We start from the raw sequence: 12,275 nt of genomic DNA on the forward strand, positions 1-12,275 counted from the left end.
GAGGGACCCGTATGCGGCTCGCGAAACCCCGATTTGCGCCGCTCAGCGACGCCGAGCTCTCCCCCGAACAGGCCGAGGCGCTGGAGGCGTTCCGGCCCGGTCCGGTGCTGAACATCTTCCGCACCCTCGCCCGCGCGCCCAAGGCGCTGGCGCGCTTCAACGCCTGGGGCGGCTATGTGCTCTCCAAGCGCAACGACCTGCCGCCGCGCGAGCGGGAGATCGTCATCCTGCGCACCGGCTTCCTCTGCAAGTCGGGCTACGAGTGGACCCAGCACCACCGCATCGGCCTGCGCGAGGGCCTCACCGGCGAGGAGATCCAGCGGATCAAGGGCGGCGCCGGCGCGGGCTGGAGCGCGGCCGACGCGGCGCTGATCAAGGCCACAGACGAGCTGCATGCCGACCAGTTCATCGGGGACGCGACCTGGGCCGAGCTCGGCGCCCACTTCACGCCGAAGCAGTGCATGGACGTGGTGTTCACCGCCGGCCAGTACACCCAGGTCTCCATGATGCTGAACAGCTTCGGCGTGCAGCTCGATGAAGGCCAGACCCTCGATCCCGACCTGAAGGGGTTCTGACATGGCCGGCCGGCTGGAAGGCAAGATCGCGGTGGTGGCGGGCGCCGGCCAGACGCCGGGCGAGACCATCGGCAATGGCCGCGCCATGGCCATGCTGTTCGCCCGCGAGGGCGCGAGGGTCCTCTGCGTCGACCGCGTGGCCGAGCGCGCCGAGGAGACCGTCGCCATGATCGCCGAGGAGGGCGGGACCGCCTCGTCCCTGGCCGCCGACGTGGCCAAGGCCGCCGACTGCGCCGCCATCGTCGAGGCGGCCAAGGCCCGCTATGGCCGGCTCGACATCCTGATCAACAACGTCGGCATCGGCGGCGGCGACGGCCCGGCTCACCGGCTGGAGGGAGCCGCCTTCGACCGCATCCTGGCGGTGAACCTGAAGGGCATGTGGCTGACCATCAAGGCGGCCCTGCCGGTGATGCGCGACCAGGGCGCGGGCGCCATCGTCAACATCTCCTCCCTGGCCGCGCGGGCCGGCGGCATCCAGCTCGCCTACGAGGTCTCCAAGGCCGGCGTGAACCGGCTGACCACCAGCGTCGCCCAGTCCAACGCCCGCTATGGCGTGCGCTGCAACGCCATCATGATGGGCTACATGGACACGCCCATGGCGGTCAGCGGCATCGCCCGCGCCACCGGCCGCCCCACCGCCGAGGTCCGCGCCGAACGCGACGCCCGCGTGCCCCTGGGCGGCAAGATGGGCATGGGCTGGGACACCGCCTACGCCGCCCTGTTCCTGGCCAGCGACGAAGCCAAGTTCATCTCCGGCGCCATCCTGCCCGTCGACGGCGGCATGGGTTTGCAGATGGCTTAGGAACGAACCGCTTCAACAAGCCCCGTCATCCTCCGGTCAGCCGCAGGCTGATCCGGGGGACCCAAACTGAGGTACGGAATTGGGCCATGCCGCTTGGCTCCCCCGGATCGCCTCTTCGGGCGACCGGAGGATGACGGTCTAAGGGTGGCTTGTCGCGAGTACCCAAAGCGTCCATCTGCGAGGGATGCCGGTCTCGCCCGCCTATCGCCCCGATCCGGTCTATGCCGAGCTCGGCCCAGAGTTCGCCGATCCGGTGCGGGCCGAAGCCTTCCCACAGACGATCCTGCGGTTCCGCAACGACCGCGCGGCGGCGACCGTCGGCCTCGACACCCTGACGAACGCCGAGTGGATCGCCCACTTCGGCCGGTTCGAGCCCTTGCCCGGCAACCTCGATCCGCCGCTCGCCCAGCGCTACCACGGCCACCAGTTCCAGGTTTACAACCCCGAACTCGGCGACGGCCGCGGCTTCACCTTCGCCCAGATGCGCGAGGCCGGGACTCCTGGGGATCCAACCGGCCGCCTGCTGGACCTCGGGACCAAGGGCTCGGGCCGCACGCCCTGGTCGCGGTCCGGCGACGGGCGGCTGACCCTCAAGGGCGGGGTGCGCGAGGTGCTGGCCACCGCCATGCTGGAGGCCCTGGGCGTGCCGACCTCGCGGTCCTTTTCCCTGGTTGAGACCGGCGAGGGGCTGGAGCGCGGCGATGAGCCCAGCCCCACCCGCTCGGCGGTGCTGACCCGTCTCAGCCACAGCCACATCCGTTTCGGCTCGTTCCAGCGCCACGCCTTCTTCGAGCGGCCGGACCGGATCACCGCGCTCGTGGACCACGTGATCGCCCACTACTACCCGGAGATCGAAGGCGCCAACGACCGCCCGACCGCGCTCCTGGAGGTGGTGGTGAGCGCCGCCGCCCGGCTGACCGCGCGTTGGATGGCCGCGGGCTTCGTCCATGGGGTGCTCAACACCGACAACATGAACATCACCGGCGAGAGCTTCGACTACGGGCCCTATCGCTTCCTGCCGTACAACGACCCGAACTTCACCGCCGCCTACTTCGATCACAACGGCCTCTACGCCTTCGGCCGCCAGCCGGCCGCGGTGTTCTGGAACCTGCAGCAGTTGGCCGGGGCGTTGAGCCCAGTCACCGGGGCCGACGGCCTGGTGGCGGCGCTGAACGCCTTCGGCTTCGCCTACCGGGCCGAGCTGACCGCCGCCGTGCTGGCGCGGCTCGGGGTCAGGTCTAGGGGATCGGACGAGGACGCGGCGCTGACCCAGGCGGTGTTCGCCGCCTTCGCCGAAGGCGGCGAGCCCCTGCGCTGGGAGCCCTTCTTCTTCGACTGGTTCTGCGGGAGCGAAGCCCGCGCGATGGACGGCCCGCGCGCCGCCCTCTACGGCCGCGAGGGCTTCGCGGACTTCCGCCGCCTGCTGGCCGCCTTCGAGCCCGACCGGCCAGAACGCCTGGGCGACCCGTATTTCACGGGGCCCGAGCCGGAGGAGCTGCTCTACGACCAGATCGAGGCGCTCTGGGCGCCCATCGCCGAGGGCGACGACTGGTCCGCCTTCCACGCCAAGCTGGCCGGGATCGAAGCCGCCCGCCGCGCCTGGGGCCTCTCCGCCCAGGCTTGATCCGTGCAACCTTCACCGCACGCTAGGCGTTTCCTCCGCGTAGACGGAGACGCCCCCATGAAACCAGCGATGAGACTGGCCCTGATCGCCGCGAGCGCGGCGCTGGCCGCCGCCCCCGCCTTCGCCGGCGGGGTGATCTCCTACGACCGCTCGGAGACCCAGACGAACGGCGATATCAAGGTCACCAGCTCCGCTTTCAAGGACGGCGACGCGATCCCGCTGAAGTACAGCGCGTTCGGCCAGAGCGTCTCGCCGCAGCTCTCCTGGACCGCCGCACCCAATGCCAAGTCCTATGTGGTGCTGGTGGACGATCCCGATGGCGGAGGCGCCCAGCCGGTGTCGCACTGGGTCGACTGGAACATCCCCACCGATACGACCACGCTGCCGGAGGGCGCGAAGGCCGGCGTCCAGGGGACCAACAGCCACCAGAGCGTTGGCTATGTCGGGCCGCATCCGCCGACCAAGGACGACGCCCATCACTACCACTTCCAGGTCCTGGCGGTGGACCGGACCATCGATCTGCCCGCCGGCGCCGACCGCGAGGCGGTGCTGACCGCCATCCAGGGCCATGTCATCGCCAAGGGCGAGGTCGTCGGCGCCTTCCGGGCCCCGCAGCCTAAGTCGGACTGACCGCCGCGGCCTTCACCGCCGCGGGCCGCGAGACCCACTGGGCCAGGACCACCCCGCCCAGGGCCACCACCGCGCCGGCCGCCTGCAAGGGCCCGAGCGCCTCGCCGAACAAGAGCCAGCCGGCGTAGGTCGCCACCACCGGCTGCACCAGCACCACCACCGAGGCGAGCTGCGTGGGCAGGCGGCCCATGGCCCAGGCGATGGAGCCCTGCCCCGCGATGTGCACCACGCCCAGGCCGATGCAGGCCGCCAGGCCCGCCAGCGTGGTCGGCGCGATCTGCTCGCGCAGCAGGAAAGCGGTGATCAGCAGCAGGGGCGCGCCGGTGACGCTGGACCAGAACATGATCCGGCTCGCCGCCTCGGTCTTGCGCCCCTCGCTCAGCGCCAGGAAATAGAGCGCGTACCAGAAGGCCGTGGTCAGCGAGAGGATGTCGCCCAGCTTCGCGTCGAGCACCGGAGCGCCGCCGCCCTTGCCCGCCCCCATCATCCAGGCGCCGCTTACCGCCACGGCGAGCGCCAGCAGGAACAGCTTGCGGGGCGGCTGCTTCAGGAACGCCCAGGCGAACGCCGTCACAACCACCGGCGTCAGGTTCGACAGCACCGTCGAGGCCGCCACCGAGGTGTACTTGATCCCGTAGTGCCAGAAGCCCAGGTCGAGGGCGAACATCAGCCCGGTCAGCAGCACGATGGGCCTGGGCCGCCCCAACGGCCCGCTCATCGCCCGGGTCATGATCGCCAACAGCGGCAGGGCGAAGGTCAGCCGCCAGAAGCCCGCCGCCGCCGGCCCCGTGCCGGTCAGCCGCACCAGGGCGCCGGAAAAGCCGATCACGCAGGCGCCGAACACCAGCATGGCCACCGCCGGCCAGCGCTTGGGCGCGCTCCCCTCGATCACCGCCTCAGCCAAAGCCCAACGCCTCCCGCAATTCGCGCGCTGTCATACCCGAAGCCCTGAGCTCGCGCAGCGTCTGGGCGCGGTCACGCTTGGCGTAGCGCCGGCCGTCGGGCCCGGCGAGCAGGCGGTGATGGCGATAGGCCGGCGTGGGCAAGGCCAGCAGCGCCTGCAGCAGGCGCTGCACATGGGTCGCCTCGAAGAGGTCGCGGCCGCGGATCACCTCCGTGATCCCCTGCAGGGCGTCGTCGACCACCACCGCCAGGTGGTAGGCCACGCCGACCTCCTTGCGCGCCAGCACCACGTCGCCGCCGAGCTGCGGGCGGGCCTGGATGACGCCATGCTCGCCGTCCGGCCCCTCGCCGTCCTCGACGAAGGTCAGGCCGCCGAACCCGCCCAGCGCCCGCTCGGCGGCGGCCAGCGACAGGCGCCAGGCGTAGGCTTCGCCGGCCTCAACCCGCGCCGCCTCCTCGGCCGGCGGCAGGGGCGCGCCGCGGAACGCCTCCAGGGTGCCATGCGGCGCGCTCTCGATGGCCTCCGCCACCTCGCGCCGGGTGCGGAAGCAGCGGTAGGTCAGGCCGCGTTCGGAAAGCTCGCGCAGGGCTGCGCCGTAGTCGGCCATGTGCTGCGACTGGCGGCGCACCGGCGCTTCCCATTCGAGCCCCAGCCACGCCAGATCCTCAAGGATCGCGGCGTCGTACTCCGGGCGGCAGCGGGTGCGGTCGATATCCTCGATGCGCAGGATGAAGCGCCCGCCCGCCGCCCGGGCCGCCTCGAAGGCCGTCAGCGCCGAAAACGCGTGGCCCCGATGCAGCAAGCCCGTGGGCGACGGCGCGAAGCGGGTGACGAAGGCTGTGTTGGAAAGGCCGGACACCCGGCCGGTCCTAGTCCTGGGCGCGGATCGCGGCCAGTCCCAGGCGCTTGAAGACCGCGCGGAAGAAGGCGGTCTCGCCGCCCAGGGCGTCCTTCAGGTGCTGGAACTGCTTGAAGTTGGCCATCTCCGCCAGGCCGTGCGCCGAGCACCAGGCCGCAGTGGTGGACAGCTCCAGCTCCTGCACCTCGTTGGGATTGGCGCCGGCGTCGATGAAGGTGTCGCGCACCTTGCAATAGGCGCTGTCCTCATTGCCTTCCATGCCGTCCGGGAAGGCTTCCTTGTCGCGGGCGGTGTCGTACATCACCCGGTAGATCGCCGGGTTCTCGCGGGCGAAGCAGACGTAGGCCACGCCGATCTCGTCCAGGGCGTCGGCGGGGGTGGCGGCCTCGGCGCGGGCCTTGGCGATCGCGCCGTCCAGCAGGGTCCAGCCCTCGCCGGCCACCGCTTCCAGCAGTTCGCCCTTGTCCTTGAAGTGGTGATAGGGCGCCGCCGGGCTGACGCCCGCCTCCCGCGCCACGGCGCGCAAGCTGAGCGCGCTCGGACCCTCGGCCTCCAGCAATCGGCTGGCGGCGTCGATCAGGGCGCGGCGCAGATCGCCGTGGTGATAGGGCCGGGCTTCGGCAGCTTGAGAGTCTCTCATCGCCTCCTACCTTAGAGGTCAATCTGGGCGCCGTAAAGATATCTTGACAGCGCTTAGATATGAGCTATCTTAGCGTCGTTCAGATAACAAATGGCCGCGGGGTCTCGCGGTTCCAACTCAAAGGTTGTGTGTCATGTCGTTCTCTCGCCTGCCGCGGTTCTTCGACCGCATCGCGCCCGCCCTGATCCTGGCGCTCGGCGCGCCGGTCGCCGCCGCGTTCGCCGTTGTCGGCGGCTGATCGCTCCCTACTCCCCGAAGGTTGAGCGATCCGAAGGGGCCCCTGGCGACAGGGGCCCCTTTCTCGTCGCCGCGGGCCCGGCCGTCGGATGCATGCAAATTTGCATAGCTGCACTGCACAAATATCTATCTATACACCGCTCAGATAAGTGCTATCTAAGCATCGTTCGGATCGAAGAGCCTCTTCGGTCCGGCGCAACCAAAAGGAACTCTCTCATGTCGATCCAACTGAACCGCGCCCTGGACGTCCTCGTGTCCTTCGCGATCGTGGCCCTGGGCCTGACGATCGCCGGCGCCACCGCCATCGTCTCGATCTAAGTCCGATGGGACGCCGTTAGGCCTCGCCGTTTCCGAAAGACGCGGCGAGGCTCCGGCTTCCGGAGCCCCCAATCTGCGTCTCCGTCTCCGTCATGGAGATGTCTCCGAATCTTCCATATAAGGGTCCCAAGAGCGGGACAGCCTGGGCTTCCTGACCCGGCCCGTCGCCGCTTCAAGCCGCGCGAACAGGGGTCTTCGTCTTCAGTTCATCCGCGTACCACACCGGCGCCCGGCGCCACCCGGCGGCTCCCAGCGTGGAGGTCCGCCATGCAGGTGCTTAGCCGCCCGCCCTCCGGTTGGCCCGCCCTGGTGCTGAACGCTGACTTCCGCCCCTTGAGCTATTATCCCCTGTCGCTGTGGCCCTGGCAGGACGTCATCAAGGCGGTGTTCCTCGACCGCGTCGACGTGGTCTCCACCTACGACCAGGTGGTCCACTCGCCCTCCTTCGAGATGAAGCTGCCCAGCGTGGTCTCGCTGAAGCAGTACGTGACCCAGGACCGGCCGCCGGCCTTCACCCGGTTCAACCTGTTCCTGCGCGACGCCTTCACCTGCCAGTACTGCACGGCCGGCGAAGAGCTGACCTTCGACCATGTGATCCCCCGTTCGCGCGGCGGGCGCACCACCTGGGAGAACATCGTCACCGCCTGCGCCCGCTGCAACCTGACCAAGGGCGGGCGCACCCCCCGCGAGGCGCACATGCACCCCCTGCACGCCCCGCACCGGCCCACCGCCTTCGAGCTGCAGGAACACGGCCGCCGGTTCCCGCCGCACCACCTGCACGAAAGCTGGCTCGACTACCTCTACTGGGACATCGAGCTGGAGGCGTAGGGCGCGGCCTCGCCCCCGAAGCTCGTCATCCCCGGCCCGGCGCCGGGGACCCATCCAGCCGGCTTTCGAAGCGAGTTCGGGGAAGCCGCCGCGAAATGGGGATGCGGGTCGGTGGGTGACCGAGGCTGGCCCGGCCATGACGATTCCGTTGACGGGCTAGGCCTGCGCCAAGATCAGTCGCCGCTGCCGCAGCATGGCGCCCGCATTCATTTATCACCCGGGAACGGGCCGCGGTATCGGCCCTAAGGCCTAGGTCCAAAGGCTGAGGTTCGCTTTGCGGGCGAGGTCCCGGCCCGGGCGCTTGGCGGATTCTCAAAACGGCTGCAGTTATTCTCGGCTCGCGAAATCGCGCCGCGCGCCTATTTGAGGCGCTGTCCCGCCATCCAGGATTCCGTATGCCTTCGCTTTTCGACCCGCTGAAGCTCGGCGACCTCACGCTCCCGAACCGCATCCTCATGGCGCCGCTCACCCGCTCTCGCTCCGGCGAGGAACGGATCCCCGGCCCGCTGGTGGCGGAATATTACGCCCAGCGCGCCTCGGCCGGCCTGATCCTCAGCGAGGCGACCTCGGTGACGCCGCTGGGCGTGGGCTACGCCGACACGCCTGGCATCTGGTCCGACGAGCAGGTCGAGGGCTGGAAGCTGACCACCAAGGCCGTGCACGACGCCGGCGGCCTGATCTTCCTGCAGCTCTGGCACGTGGGCCGCATCTCCGACCCGATCTTCCTGGACGGCCAGCCGCCGGTCTCCGCCAGCCCACTCGCCGCCAAGGGTGACGTCAGCCTCCTGCGTCCCAAGCGCCCCTATCCGACGCCGCGCCCGCTGCCGCTGGACGAGATCGCCGGCGTCGTCGAGGCCTACCGCCTGGGCGCGGAGAACGCCAAGCGCGCCGGCTTCGACGGGGTCGAGCTGCACGGCGCCAATGGCTACCTGCTCGACCAGTTCCTGCAGGACGGCTCGAACCAGCGCACCGACGCCTACGGCGGCCCGCTCGAGAACCGCGCCCGGCTGATGCTGGAGGCGGTGGACGCGGCGATCTCGGTGTGGGGTCCCGACCGCGTTGGTCTGCACCTCGCCCCGCGCGGCGACGCCCACGACATGGGCGACAGCGATCTGCCCGCCACCTTCGGCTACGTGGCCCATGCGATGCGCAAGCGGGGCCTGGCCTTCCTGATGGCCCGCGAGCGGCTGGGCGACGACCGCATCGGCCCGGCGTTGAAGGCGGCGTTCGGCGGCGTCTTCGTCGCCAACGAGGGCTTCGACCGGGCGAGCGCCCAGGCCGTCCTCGACGCCGGCGAGGCCGACGCCGTGGGCTTCGGCAAACTGTTCATCGCCAACCCCGACCTGCCCGCCCGCTTCAAGTCCGGCGCGCCGCTCAATCCCTGGCGGATGGAGACCTTCTACGCCGGCGGTGCGGAAGGCTACGTCGACTACCCGGCCCTGGAAGCCGTCGAGGCCTGACCGGCGGCAGCGTCCTCCTCTCCTTGTGGGAGGAGGATCGAGATGGCGCAGCCTCATGCGCGTCTATCGGCCAATGCGAAATCCCCTGGCGCCGCTTCCCCCTAACATGGCTATGCTGCGGAAAAACCGGGGGGAGACGAACGCACGATGCCCAGGATCCAAAGCCGCTTGGCCATGGCCGCCACAGCCGCCCTGATCGCCCTGCCCGCGGCGGCCTCGCCGCCGTCGGCCGCGCCGACGCCGCCCATGGGCTGGAACAGCTGGAACCACTTCGCGGCCAAGGTCGACGACGCCACCGTGCGCGCCCAGGCCGACGCCATGGCGGCCAACGGCATGCGCGACGCCGGCTACCGCTACATCAACATCGACGACACCTGGGAAGGCGAGCGCGACGCCCAGGGCGTGATCCACGCCAATTCCAAGTTCCCGGACATGAAGGCGCTGGCCGACTACGTCCACGCCAAGGGGCTGAAGCTCGGCATCTATTCCTCACCCGGCCCCAAGACCTGCGCCGGTTATGAGGGCAGCTATGGCCATGAGGCGCAGGACGCCAAGACCTACGCCGCCTGGGGCATCGACTACCTGAAGTACGACCTCTGCAGCCTGGGCGACCAGATGAAGGCCACCGGCTCGCTGGACAAGGCCCAGGAGATCGAGCTCACGGCCTACCGCAAGATGGACGCCGCGCTCAAGGCCACCGGCCGGCCGATCGTCTACAGCCTCTGCCAGTACGGCGTGGCCCAGGTCTGGCGCTGGGGCGGCTCGGTGGGCGGCAACCTCTGGCGCACCACCGGCGACATCACCGACCGCTTCTCGCGCATGACCCAGATCGGCTTCGGCCAGGCAGGTCTGTCGAAGTACGCCAAGCCCGGGAACTGGAACGACCCCGACATGCTCGAGGTCGGCAACGGCGGCATGACGCCTATCGAGTACCGCACCCACATGAGCCTGTGGGCCCTGCTGGCCGCCCCGCTGCTGGCCGGCAACGACCTTTCAAAGATGACGCCCGACACCCTGGCGATCCTGACCAACCGCGAGGTCATCGCCATCGACCAGGACCCCGCCGGCCATCAGGGCGACCGCGTCCACGCCGAGGGGCCGCTGGAGGTCTGGGCCAAGCCGCTCTCCGGCGGCGCCAAGGCCGTCGGCCTCTTCAACCTCTCCGACCAGCCGTCCTACGTCGAGGTCAGCTACGCCGCCGTGGGCTTCAAGACGCCGGTCAAGACCCGCGACGTCTGGGCCGCCAAGGACCTCGGCGCCAAGACCTCCTACCGCGCCCTGGTCCCCGGCCACGGGGTGGTGCTGCTGCGGTTGGGGGCGTAGGCCCTACGCCCCCGGCTTCTTGCGGCTCACCACCGCCAAAAGCAGCATGGCCGCGCCGAAGACGGCCATGCCGGCGCCCCAGATGAGGTCGATGTTGAGGCCGCCCCGGTCCACCGCGGGCCCGCCGGTCAGGCCCGCGCCGGCCACCAGCAGGCCCATCACCAGGAACAACAGGCCGATGGGCAGGCGCACGTCGAAGGTCATGGTCGCCGCCTCCTAGCGGAAGATGATGTTGAGCACGACGACGGCGGCGAGGATCACCACCCCCAGCACCGCCGGCCGGCCATACCAGGGCCCGTGCGCCTCGCTGATCTTCGGGCTGAGCGAGTAGGTCAGGCCCGCGAGCTGGGCTTCCGGCGAGGGCTTGGTCACCAGGCTGACGGCGACGGTGACCACGAAGCAGGCGCTCCAGGCCCAGATGGCGGTCCAGAAGTTCTGCGCCATCTCGCTCGGATAGGTGTGGACCACCGTGATCCAGCCCCCCTTCAGGCCGGGGATGTTGTCCAGCGGGAGGGTCAGGCCGTGGTGGACCGCCGCCGTCAGGATGCCGACCGCGAGCCCTGTGAAGGCGCCATGGCCGGTCGTCCGCTTCCAGAACATGCCGAGCAGGAAGGTCGCGAACACCGGGGCGTTCACGAAGGCCATGGTGAGCTGCAGGAAGTCCTGGATGTTGTTGAACTGGCCCACGACATAGGCCGCGGCGATGGAGGCCGCGATGCCGAAGGCCGTGGCCAGGCGCCCGACGTGCAGATAGTGCGCGTCGTCGGCGTCCTTGCGGATGTAGGCCTGGTAGATGTCGTAGGTGAAGACCGTGTTGAACGCGGTGACGTTGCCGGCCATCCCTGACATGAAGCTGGCGAGCAGCGCGGTCAGGCCCACGCCCAGCATGCCGGTCGGGAAATAGCGCAGCAGCAGGTTGGGCGTGGCCAGGTCGTAGTCGAGCTGCGGATTGCCCTTGGCGTCCAGCATGGGCTTGCCGGTGGCCGCGTCGATCTTGATCGGGATCACCCCGGGATCGTGCTGCTGGACGTGGCCCGCGGCAGCGGTCGGGTGGGCCGTGGCGCCGGCCTTATCGGGCGCGGCGGTCAGCGCGATGGCGATCAGCCCGGGCAGGATCACGATGAACGGGATGAACATCTTCACGCCGGCGGCGATCAGCGGCGTGCGCCGGGCCGCCGTCATGGAATCCGCCGCCAGCGCCCGCTGCACCACCAGGAAGTCGGTGCACCAGTACCCAAAGGATAGGACGAAGCCGAGGCCCATGCTGAGGCCGAACCAGTCGACCCCCAGCCGGTTGGTGGCCGCGTGCGCCATGCCGTGCCAGGCCTGGGTGTAGCTGGGTCCAAGAGTGGTCTCCAGGCCCGGCCAGCCGCCCACCTGCTTCAATCCCAGCCAAACCAATGGCGCGAAGCCGGCCACGATCAGGAAGAACTGCAGGACCTCGTTGTAGATCGCCCCCCGAAGGCCGCCCAGGTAGATGTAGACCAGCACCACCACGGCTGAGACCCCGATCGCGGTGTGGAAGATCCAGGCCTGCGGCAGGCCCAGCCGCTCGAACGGGATGTCGAGGACGTGCAGGGTCTGGATCAGCTTGGCCAGCGCGTACATCGACACGCCGGAGCTCAGGATGGTCATGATCGCGAAGGCCACGGCGTTCAGCGCCCGGGTCTTCTCGTCGAACCGCCGGCGCAGGTACTCCGGCACCGAGCGGACCTTGGAGCCGTAGTAGAAGGGCATCATGAAGACGCCGATGAACACCATCGCCGGGATGGCGCCGATCCAATAGAAGTGCGCCGTGGAGATGCCGTACTTGGCGCCCGAGGCGCCCATGCCGATCACCTCCTGCGCGCCCAGGTTCGCCGAGATGAAGGCCAGGCCCGCGACCCAGGCCGGGATCGACCGGCCAGCCAGGAAGAAGTCGCTCCCGCTCTTGGCGCGCCGCGAGGCGACGATGCCGATCCCCAGCACGAACACCAGGTAGAGGCCGAGCACCCCCCAGTCGACGCCGCCCAGCTTCATTCGTTCCGTCCCCCTCAGCGCCCCCGTTCAGCGGGAGTCGGCTTGGCCCAGTGGCG

Annotated in this window: 12 protein-coding genes; 7 read left to right on the forward strand and 5 right to left on the reverse strand. The window is 69.8% G+C overall.

Going from position 1 to position 12,275, the window contains the following annotated elements; genetic code table 11:
* The first annotated feature begins 11 nt into the window (after positions 1-11).
* From E8A49_RS02540 to E8A49_RS02555, 4 genes are all read left to right on the forward strand, one after another.
* Positions 12-575: a carboxymuconolactone decarboxylase family protein gene (locus E8A49_RS02540; RefSeq protein WP_293376019.1), complete on the forward strand. Its 564-nt coding sequence runs from the start codon at positions 12-14 to the stop codon at positions 573-575.
* 1 nt (position 576) lies between these two features.
* Entirely contained in the window at positions 577-1,377 is an 801-nt protein-coding gene (locus E8A49_RS02545; protein ID WP_293376021.1) for an SDR family NAD(P)-dependent oxidoreductase, read from the forward strand.
* Between the two features lie 184 nt (positions 1,378-1,561).
* Complete coding sequence (locus tag E8A49_RS02550; RefSeq protein ID WP_293376023.1) at positions 1,562-3,001, forward strand: protein adenylyltransferase SelO; 1,440 nt, start codon at positions 1,562-1,564, stop codon at positions 2,999-3,001.
* A gap of 57 nt (positions 3,002-3,058) precedes the next feature.
* Positions 3,059-3,631 (forward strand): YbhB/YbcL family Raf kinase inhibitor-like protein, encoded by a 573-nt coding sequence (locus E8A49_RS02555; protein WP_293376025.1) that lies wholly within the window; start codon positions 3,059-3,061, stop codon positions 3,629-3,631.
* Here E8A49_RS02555 and E8A49_RS02560 read toward each other — a convergent pair.
* The 3 genes from E8A49_RS02560 to E8A49_RS02570 are packed head-to-tail and all read right to left on the reverse strand — an operon-like array spanning position 3,618 to position 6,034.
* Positions 3,618-4,535, reverse strand: a complete 918-nt coding sequence (locus E8A49_RS02560) for an EamA family transporter (protein ID WP_293376027.1) — start codon at positions 4,533-4,535, stop codon at positions 3,618-3,620. The two genes, E8A49_RS02555 and E8A49_RS02560, sit on opposite strands and share 14 nt — an antisense overlap.
* Positions 4,528-5,394, reverse strand: a complete 867-nt coding sequence (gene gluQRS / locus E8A49_RS02565; RefSeq protein ID WP_293376029.1) for a tRNA glutamyl-Q(34) synthetase GluQRS — start codon at positions 5,392-5,394, stop codon at positions 4,528-4,530. Before gluQRS ends, E8A49_RS02560 begins: the two co-directional genes overlap by 8 nt.
* Before the next feature lie 10 nt (positions 5,395-5,404).
* Entirely contained in the window at positions 5,405-6,034 is a 630-nt protein-coding gene (locus E8A49_RS02570) for a TetR/AcrR family transcriptional regulator (protein WP_293376031.1), read from the reverse strand.
* 822 nt (positions 6,035-6,856) lie between these two features.
* Here E8A49_RS02570 and E8A49_RS02575 point away from each other — a divergent pair.
* The 3 genes from E8A49_RS02575 to E8A49_RS02585 all read left to right on the forward strand — a co-directional run bounded on the left by E8A49_RS02575 (position 6,857) and on the right by E8A49_RS02585 (position 10,200).
* Positions 6,857-7,417, forward strand: a complete 561-nt coding sequence (locus tag E8A49_RS02575) for an HNH endonuclease (RefSeq protein WP_293376033.1) — start codon at positions 6,857-6,859, stop codon at positions 7,415-7,417.
* A 395-nt stretch (positions 7,418-7,812) separates the two neighbouring features.
* Entirely contained in the window at positions 7,813-8,877 is a 1,065-nt protein-coding gene (locus E8A49_RS02580) for an alkene reductase (protein WP_293376035.1), read from the forward strand.
* Positions 8,878-9,024: 147 nt separating this feature from the next.
* On the forward strand, positions 9,025-10,200 hold the full coding sequence (locus tag E8A49_RS02585) for a glycoside hydrolase family 27 protein (RefSeq protein ID WP_293376037.1): 1,176 nt from the start codon (positions 9,025-9,027) through the stop codon (positions 10,198-10,200).
* Positions 10,201-10,203: 3 nt separating this feature from the next.
* On the opposite strand, the gene E8A49_RS02590 is transcribed toward E8A49_RS02585, so the two are convergent.
* Positions 10,204-10,404: a hypothetical protein gene (locus E8A49_RS02590; RefSeq protein ID WP_293376039.1), complete on the reverse strand. Its 201-nt coding sequence runs from the start codon at positions 10,402-10,404 to the stop codon at positions 10,204-10,206.
* A gap of 12 nt (positions 10,405-10,416) precedes the next feature.
* Positions 10,417-12,219 (reverse strand): sodium:solute symporter family protein, encoded by a 1,803-nt coding sequence (locus E8A49_RS02595; RefSeq protein ID WP_293376041.1) that lies wholly within the window; start codon positions 12,217-12,219, stop codon positions 10,417-10,419.
* Between the last annotated feature and the right edge of the window lie 56 nt (positions 12,220-12,275).

The organism is Phenylobacterium sp. (genome assembly GCF_004799515.1).
In the GTDB taxonomy this organism is placed as follows: Bacteria; Pseudomonadota; Alphaproteobacteria; order Caulobacterales; family Caulobacteraceae; genus Phenylobacterium.